Annotated in this window: 17 protein-coding genes; 5 read left to right on the top strand and 12 right to left on the bottom strand. The window is 46.5% G+C overall.

The features are described 5' to 3' along the window. Positions 1-74: 74 nt before the first annotated feature. The 3 genes from FQV30_RS14950 to FQV30_RS14960 all read right to left on the bottom strand — a co-directional run bounded on the left by FQV30_RS14950 (position 75) and on the right by FQV30_RS14960 (position 2,813). Positions 75-1,025 carry an ATP-grasp domain-containing protein gene (locus FQV30_RS14950; RefSeq protein ID WP_146500952.1) on the bottom strand — a complete coding sequence of 317 codons (951 nt, stop codon included), beginning with the start codon at positions 1,023-1,025 and terminating at the stop codon, positions 75-77. 11 nt (positions 1,026-1,036) lie between these two features. After that, entirely contained in the window at positions 1,037-2,095 is a 1,059-nt protein-coding gene (locus tag FQV30_RS14955; protein ID WP_146500953.1) for an LLM class flavin-dependent oxidoreductase, read from the bottom strand. A 238-nt stretch (positions 2,096-2,333) separates the two neighbouring features. After that, complete coding sequence (locus FQV30_RS14960; RefSeq protein WP_146500954.1) at positions 2,334-2,813, bottom strand: PaaI family thioesterase; 480 nt, start codon at positions 2,811-2,813, stop codon at positions 2,334-2,336. Between the two features lie 739 nt (positions 2,814-3,552). On the opposite strand from FQV30_RS14960, the gene pepF reads away from it, so the two are divergent. Beyond that, entirely contained in the window at positions 3,553-5,364 is a 1,812-nt protein-coding gene (pepF, locus tag FQV30_RS14965) for an oligoendopeptidase F (protein ID WP_146500955.1), read from the top strand. A 438-nt stretch (positions 5,365-5,802) separates the two neighbouring features. Here pepF and FQV30_RS14970 read toward each other — a convergent pair whose 3' ends face one another. From FQV30_RS14970 to FQV30_RS14990, 5 genes are all read right to left on the bottom strand, one after another. Then, a complete protein-coding gene (locus FQV30_RS14970) occupies positions 5,803-7,089 on the bottom strand; it encodes a purine/pyrimidine permease (protein WP_146500956.1) in 1,287 nt (428 codons plus the stop codon). Between the two features lie 84 nt (positions 7,090-7,173). Further along, positions 7,174-7,374, bottom strand: a complete 201-nt coding sequence (locus FQV30_RS14975) for a hypothetical protein (RefSeq protein ID WP_146500957.1) — start codon at positions 7,372-7,374, stop codon at positions 7,174-7,176. 185 nt (positions 7,375-7,559) lie between these two features. Continuing rightward, on the bottom strand, positions 7,560-8,201 hold the full coding sequence (locus FQV30_RS14980) for an NAD(P)-dependent oxidoreductase (protein ID WP_146500958.1): 642 nt from the start codon (positions 8,199-8,201) through the stop codon (positions 7,560-7,562). A gap of 23 nt (positions 8,202-8,224) precedes the next feature. Then, positions 8,225-9,229: an LLM class flavin-dependent oxidoreductase gene (locus FQV30_RS14985; RefSeq protein ID WP_146500959.1), complete on the bottom strand. Its 1,005-nt coding sequence runs from the start codon at positions 9,227-9,229 to the stop codon at positions 8,225-8,227. Positions 9,230-9,542: 313 nt separating this feature from the next. After that, positions 9,543-10,280, bottom strand: a complete 738-nt coding sequence (locus FQV30_RS14990; protein ID WP_146500960.1) for an MBL fold metallo-hydrolase — start codon at positions 10,278-10,280, stop codon at positions 9,543-9,545. Positions 10,281-10,403: 123 nt separating this feature from the next. Here FQV30_RS14990 and FQV30_RS14995 point away from each other — a divergent pair, with 123 nt between their 5' ends. The 4 genes from FQV30_RS14995 to FQV30_RS15010 all read left to right on the top strand — a co-directional run bounded on the left by FQV30_RS14995 (position 10,404) and on the right by FQV30_RS15010 (position 13,607). Next, complete coding sequence (locus FQV30_RS14995; RefSeq protein WP_146500961.1) at positions 10,404-10,730, top strand: YflT domain-containing protein; 327 nt, start codon at positions 10,404-10,406, stop codon at positions 10,728-10,730. 247 nt (positions 10,731-10,977) lie between these two features. Beyond that, positions 10,978-12,036, top strand: coding sequence for a YkvI family membrane protein (locus tag FQV30_RS15000; RefSeq protein ID WP_146500962.1), 1,059 nt, complete (start codon positions 10,978-10,980; stop codon positions 12,034-12,036). 101 nt (positions 12,037-12,137) lie between these two features. Then, positions 12,138-13,295: an acyl-CoA dehydrogenase family protein gene (locus FQV30_RS15005; protein ID WP_186725687.1), complete on the top strand. Its 1,158-nt coding sequence runs from the start codon at positions 12,138-12,140 to the stop codon at positions 13,293-13,295. Between the two features lie 15 nt (positions 13,296-13,310). Then, positions 13,311-13,607, top strand: coding sequence for a DUF3219 family protein (locus FQV30_RS15010; RefSeq protein ID WP_146500964.1), 297 nt, complete (start codon positions 13,311-13,313; stop codon positions 13,605-13,607). A gap of 45 nt (positions 13,608-13,652) precedes the next feature. Here FQV30_RS15010 and FQV30_RS15015 read toward each other — a convergent pair whose 3' ends face one another. From FQV30_RS15015 to glgP, 4 genes are all read right to left on the bottom strand, one after another. After that, entirely contained in the window at positions 13,653-13,913 is a 261-nt protein-coding gene (locus tag FQV30_RS15015; protein WP_146500965.1) for a DUF3006 domain-containing protein, read from the bottom strand. Between the two features lie 4 nt (positions 13,914-13,917). Further along, positions 13,918-15,009 (bottom strand): MBL fold metallo-hydrolase, encoded by a 1,092-nt coding sequence (locus tag FQV30_RS15020; RefSeq protein WP_146500966.1) that lies wholly within the window; start codon positions 15,007-15,009, stop codon positions 13,918-13,920. A 151-nt stretch (positions 15,010-15,160) separates the two neighbouring features. Then, positions 15,161-15,967 carry an SDR family oxidoreductase gene (locus FQV30_RS15025; RefSeq protein ID WP_146500967.1) on the bottom strand — a complete coding sequence of 269 codons (807 nt, stop codon included), beginning with the start codon at positions 15,965-15,967 and terminating at the stop codon, positions 15,161-15,163. A 15-nt stretch (positions 15,968-15,982) separates the two neighbouring features. Further along, positions 15,983-18,349, bottom strand: a complete 2,367-nt coding sequence (glgP, locus tag FQV30_RS15030; RefSeq protein WP_146500968.1) for a glycogen/starch/alpha-glucan family phosphorylase — start codon at positions 18,347-18,349, stop codon at positions 15,983-15,985. Positions 18,350-18,351: the final 2 nt, after the last annotated feature.

Here is an 18,351-nt window from a genome sequence, read left to right on the forward strand (position 1 = left end):
TAATTTTTCCCTTCCCCGTTTCTGCTTAAACACATAGAAAAACCGGACCTTTTTATAAGTCCGGTTTTGATTGATTAGACAGTCACTTTTACGCTTTCCAGTTCTTTCCCAAGGAATTTCGCCAGTTCCAACATGCCGAATTTACCGGCTGCCGCTTCTGCATCTGAATTATAGTTGGTGTTAGTATTTACATCGTAAGTGAAAATCTCACCCGCACTGTTGCGGATAAACTCAATTCCCGCCACGGTAATGTTGTTTTGGCGAAGAAATTCTTCGTATTTCCCGATAATTGGATCGTTGAATCCTTCCACCACCTGGAACTTAGGCTTTTCTTCCACTTGTTCTCCTACAGGGCAGAACAAGTCTTCAATGCTGCAGGCATCCGCCGGGCATAATTCAAAGCCTTCCGATGTATCCACTTGCACCGCATAGACAAATTTGCCGCCGACAAATTCACAGCGCGTGATAAAAGGTTCCGGCGCTTGGATATACTGCTGAACAAGCGTGATGCCATCGATGGACGGTTCAAAACCGCCGCCATCCAAGTGTTCGTGCAATGCTGCCATCGAATGGAACAATTGAACGCCCAACCCTTTCCCTGCACGGTTATGCTTGATGATGAATGAAGATTCTCCAAGTTGTTCTGCTGCTTTGACGATTTGCTCTTTGCCGTTCGCCGCAATTGTTTTCGGTGTACGGATGCCCGCTGCGTTCAAAGCCATATACTGATTGACCTTGCTGACTTCCAGGCGCAGGGCGCGGCTTCCATTGAAAACTTTGCGTCCATGGTGCTCAAGCCAAACCAACAAAGATTCTGCAAGTTCAGGCGCATAACGATGGCCGCGTGTATGCGAGGAAGCACTCATACGACTGTAAAATACGCCTTCTGGCGGCGCTTCGTTCAAGTCAACAAGCCCTTCATCGGTAAACCAGTTTTCATACGGCAGGCCCAGTTCATCCAAACGCTTGAACAAGTGGGTTGTCCATTCTTCATTTTCGTGAATTACATATATTTTTTCTGTCATGAAAAGTCCTCCTATTTAGAAAGCGTCTCAAGCGCTTTTCTTTTCTCTTCCACCAATGGCATTACTTTTTGCGAGAAGCGTTCCATCTCCTCCAGCTGCGGAGAAAATTGCAGAAGCAATAAATCAAGGCCCGCTTTCTCATAAGCCAGTATCCGGTCTGCGATTTGTTCAGGCGTACCGATCAGATTCGGGCGCAGCCCCCGGTTGGATACCGAATAGTCTTCCAATTTCACCTGCTGCTCAAGCTGCGATTTGCTGACAAAGTCATTATAGCCGACATAGCCGCTGGAATCCTTCATATCCACAATGCGCGCATATTCCGCTTTAACTTCTTCTTCCGTATCACGGCAAACAACATATGCTGCCATACCGAACGATTGCAGAGGCTCTTTTCCTGCTGCTTTGCGAAGATCTTTCATATCTTGTATTTTCTTTTCGATTTCTTCAACTGTTCCGCCATGCATCACATAAGCATCGCAATTTTCAACAATCGATTTTTTACCGCGGGGGCTTTCTCCGCCCGCATACAAAATCGGGTTGGGGCGCTGCACGGGTTTCGGCTCCAAGCGCGCGTTCTGAATATCGTAATATTTTCCTTTGAATGAAAACTCCGGCTGGGTCCACATGCCTTTCACTACTGCAAGGAACTCATCTGTCCGGTCATAGCGTTCGTCATGCTCCGTGAATTCGCCGCCGTATTGGCGTGCTTCTTCTGCCCACCATGCGGAAACGACGTTTAGCGTAAAGCGCCCGTTGGAGATCTGGTCAATGTTCGCCGCCATCTTAGCCGTGATAGCAGGGTTATGGAAAGCAGGGCGAATGGCAGTCATAATTTCAATTTTCTCAGTCACGGCTGCAAGTGCCGCTGCCGTAGACCAAGCTTCAAGCGAGTCAGCTTCCATTCCTTTTATGTCATTCAAGTTCAACTCAGCAATTAAGGTAGTATCGTATCCCCATTTTTCTGCTGACTGCGTTACTTTTTTTGCATATTCAAATGTAGTGGGCATGTTTTCCTCTTCCACATTGCGAAGCCATCCACCGAAAATAGGCATCCAAAAACCATATCTCATTTCTACTCGCTTCCTCTCATCTATGAAGTGACTGCCACTCTCGAAGTTTCTCCCAGAGCTGTAATTTTATAGGGCCAACTTTTAAAAAAGAAATTAGCTGGAACTTCAATATTCATTTTTTGAAGATTAAACGTATTATACAATAAACCCTTTTATTCTTACCAGTGAACTTGGTTATAAAATTTTTTAACTTTTCATAACAGCCTTTCCCCTATTTTCATCACAGACAAGAACCCTGTCACTTTCCGAAAGATGAGGGCATGACAACAGCCATTACCTCTCCTCCCGCGCAAAGCGTTTCGCCTGCAAACACTTCAACCGAAACCCGGAATTTCTTCGGATGAATTTCTTCCACTTTTCCGATTGCTCTTAACATTGCTCCTTTTGGTGTCGGTTTCATGAAATCCACATGCAAAGAAGCAGTGACAAAACGAGGCGGTTCCTCTCCGCTTCCCGGTTCAAAGCCATTCTTCCGGTGCAGCGCCAAAGAAGCAGAGCCGGTGCCATGGCAGTCGATCAGCGAAGCGATCAGTCCTCCGTAGACAAATCCAGGTATGGCGGTATGTTCTTCTTTTGGTTCGTAGAAAGTCACCGTTTCTTCCCCTTGCCAGCTGGTGCGGAAATGGTGCCCATGCGGATTCAACCGGCCGCAGCCATAGCACCACGCGAATTCTTTCGCATAATCGTCCTGTATCGCATGTCGCGTGTCCGCTTCCATAAAACAACCCTCTTTCAATCGGTTTACCAAGTACAAAATATTCTTTATCTTATCACAGCACTAGTGGATTAATGCAAGTATTCAAACTTTTCCCCTAAATAAAAAAGGTTTGAAGCCCTTTCGCTTCAAACCTTTTTTGCAACCCAAAGGAAAAAGCATGATCCTTTTCATCAGACCATGCTTTCCCTTTTGCTTTCCCCTTCTTCCTGAAGGGGCTCTGCACGCGGAAAATTCAATTAAATTCCTTCTACAAACTGTCATTTTCTGACGAATAACAAACCCTCGCCATTGTTACAGTTCACTTGCTCTGACTGCTGTTTGCCATTCCGGCCTGTGGATTCACATCTACATTTTGGTGACGATTGGTGGCAGCCAGTCTTTCAAATGCACTTACACAAAAAACTTACGTCTTACTTTTGTTACACTTTCCAATTAGAAACCACATGAAACGTTGGTCCCCGACGAGAGTGATAATCGCCAGTAAAGCAAATTTTCCGCCAAGGCTGTGCAATTCCTCGTCTGAAGGCGATTATAAGCGACTCTCTTACTTGCTCGCTTACTCGTTTCTTCCTACGGTAGTTCTGCCTTGTACAGATAAAATACCCCTTACAATTTTCTTTAAACCTCTTTTTTAAAAATTTATTAGAATCTTTATTAAATTTTAATTATTTTTTTACTTTTTCTTTTTAGCAGGCTATACTTAGAATTAGTTCGAATTCCGTAATAAAGGAGAGATTTTATGGCTAAGAGTTTACCCCCGCGTTCAGAAGTGCCAGTACAGGATACATGGGACTTAACGAGTTTGTTTTCTTCAGAAGAAGAATTTTATCAAGCCTTGTCCGAGCTTGAAGAACATGCCGCCGCATTCCAGCAGCAGCATTCAGGAAAAATAGCAGATGCTCCTTCTATTATCGAAGCATTGACTGCTTATGCTGCACTTTATGAGAAATTGGTTCCTTTAAGTACATACGCCAGTCTGGCATTGAGCACCGACCAAACAAATGATGCCGCCCAAATGCTTTCAAGCAAATTCGGCTCTGTCGCCGCAAAAATCAGCAGCAAACTGGCTTTTCTGAACAGTGAACTTCTGGCTTTGCCTGAAGACACCCTGCAGCAAGCGATGAACGAATCCGATGAATTCAAAGTTTACTTGGAGAAATTGATCCGCAAAAAACGGTATCAATTGCATCCGGAAGTGGAAAAAACGCTGGCTGCCTATTCGTCCACTTTCAGCGCGCCATACGGCTTATACAACACCACCAAAATGGTCGATATGAAATTTGAGGATTTTGAAGTGAACGGCAAGAACTATCCGCTCAGCTATGTATCGTTTGAGGGCGACTGGGAAGCCGAAACGAATGTTGAACTTCGCCGGGCCGCCTTTAACGCATTTTCCGATAAACTGAAAGATTACCAGCATACGACAGCGAAAACTTACGATATGCAGCTGCAAACTGAAAAAACAACTTCAGATTTGCGCGGCTACGATACCATTTTTGACTATTTGCTGTTCAATCAGGAAGTGGATCGCTCCCTTTACCATCGCCAAATTGATTTGATCATGAAGGAATTGGCTCCGCATATGCGCAAGTATGCTAAATTGCTGCAAGAAGTCCATGGCCTTGGCAAAATGACATTTGCTGATTTGAAAATTCCTTTGGATCCATCGTATGAACCTGAAATCACTGTGGAAGAATCCAAGAAATACATCGATGAAGCACTGGCGATCATGGGCCCGGATTATTTGGAGATGGTTGACCGGTCGTATTCGGAGCGCTGGATCGATTTCGCCCAAAACACAGGGAAATCGACGGGTGCATTTTGTTCCAGCCCTTACGGCGACCACCCGTATATCCTGATATCCTGGACAGGACGCATGAACGAAGTGTTTGTGTTGGCTCATGAACTGGGCCATGCCGGCCATTTCTACAACTCCAACCGCGAGCAGAACGTATTTAATGCGCGCCCATCCCTGTATTTTATCGAGGCGCCGTCGACGATGAACGAAATGCTCGTTGCCAACCATCTTCTCGAAAGCTCAAACGATCCGCAATTCAAGCGTTGGGTCATCTCATCAATTGTGGCCAGAACCTATTACCATAACTTTGTGACGCATTTGCTCGAAGCAGCTTATCAGCGTAAAGTGTATGAACGCATTGATGCAGGCCAAAGCGTTAACGCAGGCATCCTGAACAACTTGAAACGCGGTGTTCTTGAAGAATTTTGGGGAGATGCTGTGGAAATCACGCCAGGAGCCGAACTGACGTGGATGCGCCAGCCCCATTACTATATGGGATTGTACCCTTACACATACAGCGCGGGATTGACGATTTCCACGCAAGTATCCAAACGCATCCTGAAAGAAGGACAACCTGCTGTCGACGACTGGATTGAAGTATTGAAAGCCGGCGGGACGAAAACGCCTGTTGAGCTGTCCCAGATGGCTGGGGTCGATATCACGACCGAGCAGCCGCTCCGCGATACCATCGCCTACATCGGCGAATTGGTCGACGAACTGGTCAAACTTACTGAAGAAATCAAAGTGAAATAATAAGAACATGAAGAAAAGCCGGACAGATTCTGTCCGGCTTTTTTCCAGCTTGTTGAGAAAGTTAACTTTGGATGAGCGTCATCCTTAACCGATAGTTCGCCAACCAGCTGCGCTTGCCGCGGGAGAGCGCCAAGCCTCCTCAGCCGCTTCGAAAACCTTGTGCTCCTGCATCGCTGCGCTAGCTTCGTCGCAAATGAGTTGGGCAAAAGCAATTTGCCCAACTCATTTCCTGCGGGGTCTCAGCCGTCTCGCTATCCCGCAGGCGTCTCCGCTGCTTGGTTTTCTATCTGGGAGCAGGAAACACTAACAGTGAATTTGCTTCAACAATCATGATGGCAGAGAATCTCTACAGGGAATGAAAAGAAGTGCCAGGCAGCGGAAAGCGTCCGCCTGGAGCGCAATTTGAAAAGAGTAACAAGAGTTTCTCGACAGCTTTTTTCACTTTTGGGCGCCTTTCCAGTTCAACGCCTGTTCGACCGCGATTGCCGCCATTGTTCCGACAATCAAGCCGTTCGACAGTGTCGCAGCCAGGACAGATGGCAAATTGACCATGCTGTCAGGCGGGACAAACATAAGCCCAACACCGATCATCAATCCGAATGCCGAAACTTTATAAGCACGCTGCTGATCCTCAGCTTCCGTTAATTCATTGAACGCCATTTCGACCATTTTTGTGAAAATCGCAAAAATGACCGCATAGGCAACTGGTGCCGGCAATGCAGCAAGCAGCGCCATGATATCCGGAAACAAACTGACAAGCACTACAAGAACACCGCCGGTCATAAACGGCTTAAGCGACGGTGTTTTTGTGGCACTGACAAAACCGGCGGCACCGGAAATCGGAACCGGTCCGATAGATGAAAATATGCCGGCCAGAATTTGGTTGAGCCCCGAGGCCACTGAAGCTTGTTTGATCCGGTCTGCTTTGACAATCGAAAACTCATTTTTCAGCACCGTTTCCATGACTCGGACCGAGGCCATCATATTGGCAATCAGCAAAATGGTCAGGAACAACGCCGTCACAAACATGCCGCTATCCCAGATAATCGGTCCAAAGACGAACACTTTTGGAAGCGAGAAGACTGAACTCTCTCCAAAAGCGGCACTTGGCGCTTTACCCAACAGAAGAAATATCAGCCAGCCGGCCGATATGGCCAAGAGAATCGAATAGCGGTTGACCCAAGCTGTTTTGTGGCCCATCAGATAAAACGTAATCACGATGACCAGCACTGCTCCCAAAACAATGAGGCCATCAAGCGGATCGCCTTCTTCTGCAATGCCGAGCAAACCTTTCAAAATGGATTCGCTCAACTGCAGAACGAGCAGCAGCAAATAAATGAACGTAATTGTCGGAGTGAACAAGCTTTTCATTTTGTCCACAAGTCCGGTATATGCAAAAACAATAAACAAAACCCCACTGTAAATCAGGCCGCTTTGAAGCGCCTGCAGCGAAGCATCCATTGTCGGGTACATCATGCCGATCAAGCCGGCGTAAACGATGAAGATGCCCCACCATAAACCGGCCGGCCCTTCATTGATTGGCATTCTATGGCCGATGGCGGCTTGAATAAGGCAGGCAGCCCCCAAGACGAAAATTGTCCGCTGCACAAACAAGGTTGTGTCTCCTCCGTCCATGCCGAAAACACTCGCGATTGCGATTGGCGCGGCTATTGACGAAGCCAAAAGAAAAACTGCCCATTGAATTCCACCCACTAAATTTTTCATCAATATTTTCTCCACTTTCTTCATGTGTCCTGTCGTTAACCAGTATACATTATTTTTTGAAGACAAAAAAAAGGCCTGACGCCGTCAGGACTCTTTTTTCTTGTCGCTATCTGTATCTTTATCGTACGTTACTGTATATCCTTGGTCTTCCAGTTGTTTCACTTCTTTTTTTGAAGCTTTCACCAAGAGCCAGATAATAACAAGAGATAAAATGAATATTACAACAACGGAAATGATTCCCGGGATATACTCAGTCTTGTCTTCTGGAAAATATAGAAATTCCATTATATTTTCTCCCGCCTTTAACTAATCAATTTTTTCCTAATTATACATGATAGTTTTGGCTGTTTAGGGAAGGAACGTGAACGTTTAGTGGCAATCCTTGAATTTCGATCACTGCTCCCTGCGCCCTTATTCAGGAAAAATGCCAGCCGCATCAGTTTGCTGGCTGGCATTCCCTACAAGATTTGCTATTCACCTTCTGAAACGACGGTAAACCGCTTGTTCTTATGTTTAGGATCCTCAATTTCGTCAACCAAGGCAATGGCATAATCCCGGTAGCTGATATAGCTTTCTCCTTTTGAATTGACGATAAATCCGTCCTCGCCTGACTGATAATAGCCGGTCCGCATTCCTTCCGAATCAAAAAAAGCGGCTGGGCTTAAGAAAGTCCATTGGATACCCGTTGAAGCTTCCAAATCGGCCAAGTTTCGGCTTTGGTTCAAGGCGATCGCCTTGAACGTCTCCGGAAATTCCGGCGTCTCATAAAAGCGAGTTGTTTTTGCTTCGTCCATAAACAGGGTTCCTGCGCCGCCGACAACGATCATCCTTGTGTTCGGCGCACCTTTCAATGCTTCGATCAAATGCTTCCCTGCTTCTACGTGCTGTTCCGCTTTTTCAACCGGGACGCCGAACGCATTAACCACTACATCAAATTGCTGCAGGTCTTCAGCGGTCAAGCTGAAAATCTCTTTTTCCAAATACTTCACATCTGGCCGTTCAAGTTTTTGCGCATTTCTAACGATGGCTGTAACATCATGGCCTCTCACCATCGCTTCTTTCATGATAAGGCTTCCCGCTTTTCCAGTTGCTCCGATAATTCCAACTTTCATTCAGGGTTCCTCCCAGCGTTTTCTTACTGCTCTATGGCGTCTTTCAATATTTCATAGGATCGCTTTCTTTTTTCCTGATCATATATATAAGATACTGCCATCAATTCGTCGATTTCCAATTCTCCACAAAACCGGTTGATTTGTTCACTGACAGTATTCCGGTCTCCTTTGAACGTGTACTTCGACATGCCGTGCACCATGCTCTCTTCATAGAAGTTCCATCGCCCATCCATTGAGCGAACCGGCGGCTGAAGAAGGTTTTGGGTTCCTCTGACAACGTTCAAGTAAAACAAATCGCTGGAAGTCGAGAGTGTTTCCGCTTCTTCGTTGGTTTCTGCCGCAATCACGTTAACACAAACCATGACATAAGGTTTGGAAAGATATTCTGAAGGCTCGAATTCGCTTCGGTAGATATGGAGTGCCTGCTCGAGCTGCTGCGGAGCAAAATGGGCGGCAAATACATATGGCAGACCCAGACGCGCCGCCAGTTGCGCACTGGAAGTACTGGAACCCAATATGAAAATAGGAACTTCTGTCCCGACCCCTGGGTGCGCATGGACAGTCCCCTGATGTTGGGCTGATTTCAAATAAGTTTGAAGTTCGACCACATCTTGCGGAAAAACAAAAGCGGTTTCCTGATTGGTTCTGCGCAAAGCATGGGCAGTCCGCATATCAGTTCCCGGCGCCCGGCCAAGCCCTAGATTAACACGCCCCGGATACATAGTTTCCAGCGTGCCAAACTGTTCCGCTACAACAAGCGGCGTATGGTTCGGCAGCATGATGCCGCCAGAGCCGACTTCAATCGATTCCGTGTTATCTAAAACTTTAGCGATCAAAATAGAAGTGGCTGAACTTGCAAGCGTCGGGGTATTGTGATGCTCCGACAGCCAAAAACGCTGATAGCCCAATTCTTCTACATGCTTCGCTAACTTGACCATATCCTGTAATGCTTCTTTTGTTGTATGTCCTTCACGCACCGGCACTAAATCCAATACGGATACCGGCATGGTTGTTCTTTCTTCATTCATTGCGTAACGCCCCTTCTTCTATAGCTGCATTTTAAGCATAGAACCAGAAAATCCTGATTACAAACTTTCTGCTTGCAGCTCTTGAAAAGATGGCGTTGCTTTTGCTTGTTTTGATCTTCATCAAACCCGTTGACGGCATTTGCCGCGCCTCTCCCCCTCTTTTGATGCGTTCTTGGAATAATCCTTGGCCTCGTCCGTTTTCTTTCAATTTTCCACTTATTCTTTTTGTTCCCCAATTCCAGGAAACTCACACGTATACACTGAAAATTCAATATAAAAAGGAGCGCCATTTTCATGGCCCTCCTTTTCGGCTTTATATTGTATAGGCCTTGCCAATTTCAGCAAACTCCGCCTCTCCGCTGTAAGTTTTCTGGGCCGCTTGCAAAATTTCATCGAGATTGCCATACTGCGGCAAATGGGTCAGCAATAGTTTGCGCGCTTGCGCTCTCTCTGCAAGCGTGCCTGCCTGGCTGCCGCTCATATGCCCTTCGATGATGCCGATATACTTTTCGTATAAATTGGATTCAGCAACAAGCAAGTCTGTGCCTTCAGCAAATCCGACCAAGGCTTCGGTCCATTCTGTGTCTGCCGTAAAGACCACTGATTTCCCATTGGAGGAAAATCGGAGAGCCAAACAATACACCGGGTGGACCGTTTCGCAAAACGACACTTCCCACGGTCCGATTTGAATCTTGTTTTCAACCTTCAACGCTCTTCCTTCGGTCACTCCTTTGAAAGATAGTTGGTTGAATGCTTCCTGGTCTTTGTCATGGGCATAAATCGGCAATGGTATGTTCTCCCACTCTTTCAACTGCATACCAATCATTGCCGCATGCTGCAAAACGCCGATATCCGCAATATGGTCGGCATGATAATGGCTGATGGCCACAGCGTCGATTCTTCGCAGCTCTGTGTAATTTTGCACCGCTGCCAACACTCCGCTCCCACAATCGATCAGGCATTGAAAACCATCTTGTTCTATCAAGAATGAAGAAGTCGCTTCGTTTTTGTTTGGGAAAGCTCCCCAAATTCCAACTGGTGTGATTTTCATAAAACCGCTCCTTTGCCAATTTGTTTTCTCTAGTATACCCGATTCAATTCCAGCCATCTTGTTTATCCCCTATTTCCCGGTGGTATGTATACAAATGAGTGATAATCGAATGGAGGGATTACTTTGACAGTAAAACTAACAGTAGAAAATGCCGTACAGGCGAAAGCGGAAATTGAAAAATTGCAGACTCAAGGATATGACGATGACAATATTTACATTTTCGCACATGACAAACGCCGTGAAGCGGACATCACTGAAGCGCTGGATACTGAAAGCGTAGGCATGAAAGAACAAGGCTTTTTGGCTGGCATGAAAAACATGACCAGTTCCCGTGGAGACGAGCTTCGGGCCCAAATGGCCGCAGTCGGTTTATCCGATCAAGAAGCCGAAGAATATGAAGAAGAGCTTGATAAAGGAAAATTAGTCATTATTGCATCCAAAGATGAATAAGCAATACAAAAGGCCGTTTCTCTTTTTGAGAACGGCCTTTCATTTTCGGCTTAATTTATATATTCATAATTTTTCACTATTTTAACATAAACATTTTTCTTCCATTTACTTAGGGAGATAGTTACTAATGGCATAAGAATCGTTCTTCTCATTGATATAGCATATAATTTTTGCTATATTTGAATAAGTTTTATTTTCGAACTAAGAGAGTCTTAGCTTTTTCTGCAGGGCATCAAGGGGGAACAGGATGAAGAACAGTTTAAAAATGGGCAGCGCCTTTATCGGCATTATTGTAGGAGCAGGTTTCGCGTCTGGACAGGAAATTCTTCAATATTTTACGAGCTTCGGTATGATTGGCATCGTAATAGCGGCTATCGCAACAGCTTTATTTGCTTATTTGGGCATGAATTTAACACTTCTCGGAAGCCGGATGCAAACCACCTCCCATAAAGAAGTTGTTTATGGCATCAGTGGAAAAACATTCGGAAGAGTGGTCGATTACATTATAATTTTCACTTTGTTTGGTGTAGGAGTAGTCATGATTGCGGGTGCAGGCTCTTTGGTCTCCCAGCAGTTTGGATTGCCGGCAATTTCCGGCAGCATAGTAATGACGGTATTGGTCATCGTGACCATCATGCTCAATGTCCATAAAGTCATTGCTATCATCGGCAGCATCACGCCATTTTTGATTATAATGGTGGTAGTATTGGCCGTTTACAGCTTGGCCACAATGGATGGTTCATTTGCCGAGCTCGATCCAATTGCTCAGCAACAAGCATCAGCTGTGCCTAATTGGTTTTTATCAGCGATCAATTATGTTTCTTTTAACATTGCGTTAGGCGCTTCTATGGCCATCGTCATGGGCGGCACTGAGAAAGATGAAAAAGTGGCGGCACGCGGCGGATTGATTGGCGGTCTTGGACTTGGAATCCTGATCATATTAAGCCATTTGGCGATTTTTTCGAAAGTCGATGCAGTCGGCAGCGCAGATATGCCTATGCTGCAAATTGCCAATGACATTTCTCCAATTTTAGGGTTTTTTATGTCAATCATTCTATTCGGAATGATTTTCAACACAGCAGTCGGAATGGTATTCGCGTTCGCAGCCCGCTTTTATACTTTCGGCACGGCAAAATTCCGGATTTTTGTGATTATCACCGGCGTGGTTTCGTTTATCCTTAGCTTTGTCGGCTTCAAGGATCTTGTCGGCATGTTCTATCCTGTTGTCGGTTATCTAGGTTTCTTCCTGGTAGGAGCAATCATTGTCGCCGCCTTCAAATACAATAAAAAAACAGCCGCAGCGTAAATATCCTTACCTTAAATCTTAGCCGCCAAAGCAGGCAATTCCGCTTTGGCGGCTTTTCATGTTATGGTTTTAGTGAAATACCCAATCGGAAGGAGCGCTCACTGATGGATTCGTTTGTAAAAACGCCCGAACAGCAAAAATTGGTCAATCAACTTAAAAAATTGCAGCCGACTTTCCAAAAACGCGAACCGGAATTGGATGCTCTTGGTTCTTTTCCTTTTGATAATATGGCCGATTTGAAAAACATCAATTACCATGCACTGACGCTGCCAAAAGAATACGGCGGCCAAGGACTCGGCCTTTATGAATACATATTGGCACAAGAAGCGATTTCAGAAGGATCCGGCGCCACCGGCCTGTCCATCGGCTGGCACGTCGGCATTGTCCTTGAATATGCCGAAAACCGCCATTGGCACACTGGATCGGCCAGCTGGCTGACGGAAAAAATAAGGCACGGGGCTCTCATCAACACGGCTGCAACCGAAAACAATGCGGGCAGCCCGCTTCGCGGCGCGCTGCCAAAAACGACCGCAGTACTCGACGGAAACGAATGGATCATCAATGGGGAAAAAACATATACATCGCTTGCCCCGGCCCTTGATTACATTTTCGTGACTGCCACTACCACAAACAACACCGTTGAGACATTCATCATTCCGCGGAATACGGCAGGGGTTTCGATCGATGAATCGTGGGATATGCTCGCAATGCGGGGAACAGCAAGCCATACGCTTGTAATGGACAATGTCCGCATTCCTGCTTCTTTTGTATTAAAATCATCTGACGCTCAAGCACCGGCAAAAGGATGGCTGCTGCACATTCCGGCTTGTTATATCGGTATTGCCGCCGCTGCGCGGACATATGCAATTCAATTTGCCGCAAGCTACGTTCCTGCTTCACTTGGCAAGCCAATCGCAGAAACCCCAAACATCAGGCAGCTCATCGGCGAAATGGAGCTCGAACTGGCCACCGCCCGCCATCTTCTATACGGAACAGTCGAACGCTATGAACAAGCTACAGATAAAGCGCCGCTGGCCGAAGCGCTGAACGTTACAAAAATTGCGGTCACCAATGCAGCCATCGGCATCGTTGACAAAGCGATGAAAATAGTCGGCTCCCGCGCTTTATCGGAATCGAATCCGATGCACCGCCATTATTTGAATGTGCGCGCCGGCCTTTACAATCCGCCGATGGAAGATATGGTCAAAGCCCAGCTTGCCAGACAGGCTATCGAAAAGTGGAACCTAAAAGAAAATTGAAAGGCGGAAAGCAGAATGACTCTAGTATGGATTGATGAGACCGAGGTTACTGCATTAAACTTCCAAAATGAAACTGTAACCGACCCTGCATCAGGGAAAACCAAGCGAAAAATCGCTTTTGACTTTAAAGTGACAAGCGCCGAGTATCATGATATTGCTGTCTTGCTCTATAAAATGGAGTTTCGCATCCGGGTGCCCGAACAAAACCTGGACTTTGTTGCCGCAATCTCCAACTATTCGACTTCCATCACCAATCTTTACGAAGAAGACCAAGTGGCTGACTATAAGCTGGAATTGACGGAAAAAGCTTAAACCAAAAATGCCTGCACTTTTTTAAGGGTGCAGGCATTTTTGGTTTTATCGCCTCTTGAAACGGCTTCCGGAATTGCTTCTTAACCGCTGCATCAAATTATGTGCGCGGGCGGCCTTAGCTTTCGCCAAGTTGTCATCCACTTCAATTGCCTCTATCTCTCCCTCGTTCATCGTGATTGTAAACCAGGAGTGCATTCGGCTCCCTTCCGGCAGCCGAGAGACGGGAACAATGATCTCCCGTCCGTTTTCTTCCAGCAAAATAACTGCATTGGAGCCATCTTCGATTCGGTCAAGCATTCCTCTCATCCTATCATCCCCCTATGCAAGCAAGACCTTGCTCTTTGATATCTCTGAGTTTTCCAGGTCCGATGCCTTTTATTTCCGTTAATTCGTCAATGGTTCGGAAAGGCCTTTCCGCAATGATGCCTTTTGCATAAGCCGGTCCAATGCCTGCAATTTCCTGCAGTTCCGCAGAGGATGCGGCATTCAAATTAATGCACCGATTTTTCCCTTCTTTGGCAACCCCATCCCGTTCCGTGGACACGCTGTATGTCTTGCCATCTGTCTCTACAATGACAGTCCCATTGACATCGGTGCCGAATACTTCCGCTCCAGCATTCTCCGCAGCAGCCAGCACTTCTGCATGGGGATGGCCATAGGAATTATCCGCCCCCGCACTGTAAATGGCGATTTCAGGAGATACCGATTTTAAAAATGCGTCGCTTGTAGACGTATTGGATCCATGGTGCCCTAAATGCAAGATTTCGGCATCCAACTCCATCCCACTATCAATCATGTTCTGTTCTTCTTTAATGCCGGAATCACCTGTAAAGACGAAGCGTATGTCACCATACGTGAGCCTGAACGAAACCGACTCTTCATTGGCTTTTCCAGTGATCTTTTCCGGATACAACACTTCAATTTCCATGGCTCCCAGATCGAATACTTCTCCGCTCCGCGGCTCATAATAATCGCTGCCTCCAGAATCGATCGCTTCCAGCGTTTCGATGAACGTGTCAGATGTGCTTTCGTTGCCTGACATCCACACTTCCCCAACGTCATAGTTCTTAATGACATCAGCCAACTGCCCAATATGGTCAGAATCGGGGTGGGTTCCAACTGCAATGTCGATTTTCCGAATGTCCTGCGCTTCCAAATAATCGATCACATCCGTGGAATTCCAATCTCCCGCATCAATGAGCATTGTATGGCCTTCCATCTCGAGTAATGTCGAGTCGCCCTGCCCCACATCAATAAAGTGCACTTTCAAGCCGCCAGCCTGCTGTTCAGAGGCTGTGTGTTTTTGCGTCCCAGCTTCTTCCGCCTTTTCACTTGGACGGATACAAGCCCCTAGCAGCAGCAAAATCAATAAGCAATGGAAAACTAGCCATTTTTTCTTCAAGGACTCTCCCTCATTTCATACTGCATTTTACCACAATGCACTTTCTTCTCGCTCTTCCCGCCTTCTCAAGAAGCTAAGCGCCTGCCGCGCCGAACCACAAAAAAACCGCTTCAAAATTTCCGAAGCGGCCTTGTCTTTGTATGATGAAGATTTAAGATGACATATAACCGCCGCCGTTCACATGCAAAAACTGGCCCGTCATATACGAGTTTTGGGAATCCGCCAAGAAAACAAAAGCTTTTGCGAGTTCGTACGGCTGTCCAGGGCGGCCCGCCGGCACATCTTTCCCAAAATCTTCCCCCACATTAGGGTTGATGTCTTCAAATGTTTTCGTAATGAGCGGGGTCCAGACCGGTCCAGGCGCAATTCCATTCACTGCAATTCCCTGGTCGACCAGGCGCCGCGCCAAAGAACGGGTCAAAGAAACCATGGCCCCATTCGCCCCGGCATAATCAATAAGATCCGAATGTCCCTGATAAGCATTGATGGAGGCCGTATTGATGATGCGGCTCCCTTTTTCCAAATAGGGGAGCGCCGCTCTTACAATATAAAACATGGCAAACGCTTTAATCTGAAACGTTTTTAACAATTGTTCATCCGTAATATCCAGCGGCGATGTCTGGGGATATTGAAAACCTGCATTGTTTACAATGACGTCCAATCGGCCGAATTCTTCCAACGCAAATTGGACCAAACGACCGCAATTATCCGAAGTGCTCAAATCTCCACTCAACGCCCTTGCTTCGCCGCCATATTTTTCGATTACTTGTATCGTTTCATTGGCTGATTCCTCGTCGTCCAAGTGGCCAATCACCACTTTTGCGCCTTCTTTTGCGTACGCGATGGACACAGCACGGCCAATGCCGCTGCTGCCTCCAGTCACAAGAGCCACTTTCCCGCTCAATACTCCGCTTGCTTTGTAATCTTCCAAATCCGTATTATTGAACGGCTTATCCACTCCACTACCACCCTTTCAGGATTCAATGCGCACTAAAATTTTCTCAAGGCGCCAAACTTCGTCCGAATACTGCTGAATGGTTCGGTCGCTGGAAAAAATGCCGGATTCTGCAATGTTTTTCACTGACATCCCCCACCACTCCTTTTGATCCGCATAAGCCTCCACCATTTTTTCATGCACCCCGGCGTAGCTATGGAAATCTTTCAGCACAAAGTAAGGATCATTCAAGTCCACCAACTGTTTGCGGATAAAACTGATATTGCCGATGCCATCGGACAATTCCCCTTGAAGCAGCCGAGCTATAAGCCGTTTCAGCTCCGGGCTCTCCTCAATCACTTCTTGCGCCCGATAAGTTTTGTGCTTTTCAAGCATCATGATTTGCTGGGAATGAAGGCCGAAAATAAAAGCATTTTCTTTGCCAACATGGTCAACAATTTCAACGTTGGCACCGTCAAGCGTCCCTAATGTTATTCCGCCATTCATCATGAATTTCATGTTCCCGGTGCCTGAAGCTTCTTTGGAAGCGGTCGAAATCTGTTCACTGACGTCTGCGGCCGGAAACATTTTTTCGCCATGGCTGACGTTGTAATCTTCCACAAAAACAACATGGATGTGTTTGCGCACTAAGGGGTCCTTGTTCACTTTGTCGGCCACAACATTGATCAGCTTGATGACTTGCTTGGCGAATTCATATCCCGGAGCCGCTTTGCCGCCAAAGAAAAACGTTCTCGGATACGGCCGGAATGTGCTGTCTTCTTTGATGCGGTCGTAAAGCGATTGAATATGGAGAATGTTCATCAATTGGCGCTTATAGCCATGAAACCGTTTGATATGGATATCAAAAATAGACAGCGGATCTATGAGGCTGTCCCTTGATTTTCCAACATGGTCGATCAACTGATTTTTTTTCGTCTGCTTTACCGCCTTCAAGGCTTCCAGGAACGAAGAGTCGATGGCGAACTTTTCTAAGTTATTCAATAGGATTGGTTTTTTTATCCACTCTTCCCCGATAGAGTCTGTAATTAACTTTGTCAGTTCGGGGTTGGCTTTGATCAGCCAGCGGCGATGGGTGATGCCATTGGTTTTGTTGTGGAATTTTTCCGGAAACTGCCTGTGAAGCTCTTTAAGTTCCCGGTTCTTCAAGATATCCGTGTGAAGCTGAGCCACTCCATTTACTTTATAGCTGCCCACAACTGCCAATACGGCCATTTTTACAATGCCGCCGTCAATGATGGACATCTTTTTAAACGCCTCTTCTTTGCATTGCTGTTCCTGCAGCTGTGCTTTGAAACGGCGGTCAATTTCTTGGATAATTTCATAAACGCGGGGAACCAATGATGCCAGCAGGGAGCTGTCCCATTTTTCCATCGCTTCCCCCAGGATTGTGTGATTTGTGTAAGAAATGGTCCGGGTCGTGAGATTCCAGGCTTCTTCCCATTCCAATCCCTCCACATCAAGCAAAAGGCGCATGAGTTCCGGAATCGCAATTGCCGGATGGGTATCATTGATTTGGATCGCTACATGGTCAGGCAATTGCCGGATGGGGCAAGGCAAGGTTCTTAAAATGGTTTGAAGAGAAGCACTGCACATAAAATACTGCTGTTTCAAACGCAAGATCTTCCCCGTAACAAGGGAATCGTTCGGATAAAGCCGGTCGGATATCGCTGCGGTTTCCGCTTCATATTCCTCAAAGTCCTTCGTTTCCGGAAGCGGGCGTCCGGAAATCTCCGCTTGCCATAACCGCAAGGTATTCACTGTCCCGCCGGATGCACCGATAATCGGCATGTCATATGGAACAGCTTTAACCCATTCCACATCTTTAAGGTTCGGATGCAATCGGCCATAGAACGGAATCTCCACTGATAAATCATCCCGCCTGATTTCCCGGTTCCCTGTTTCCGTTATCCAATTGGTCGGATATTCGGATTGAAAGCCGTTTTCAATCCGCTGCGTAAACAATCCGCCTTTGTAACGGATGCCGTACCCATGCCCCGGCAACTGCAAAGCAGCGAGCGAATCCAAAAAACAAGCCGCCAGTCTTCCAAGCCCTCCGTTGCCAAGCCCCGGTTCAGGTTCCATTTCTTCTAATTCATCCAAGCTAAAACCGAGTTCCTGCAGCCCTTTTTGGACAATTGGGAAGATCCCCAAATTGTGAAGATTCTGCCCAAGCATCCGACCAATCAGAAATTCAATTGAAAAATAGTATAACTGCTTTGTCCCAGCTTCCTCGTAGCGCTTATTCGTTCGGACCCAATCTTTTTCCACAACTTCTCTCACCATGGCGCCAAGTACCGCATACGCCAATCCGGGGTCCTTATCTTCTCCGGTTTGCTTCAGACGTTTCGTAAATTCTTTTTTGAATTCCTCTTTCGAATCGAACATAG

This window comes from Planomicrobium sp. CPCC 101110, from assembly GCF_007859395.1.
Classification (GTDB): Bacteria; Bacillota; Bacilli; order Bacillales_A; family Planococcaceae; genus Planococcus.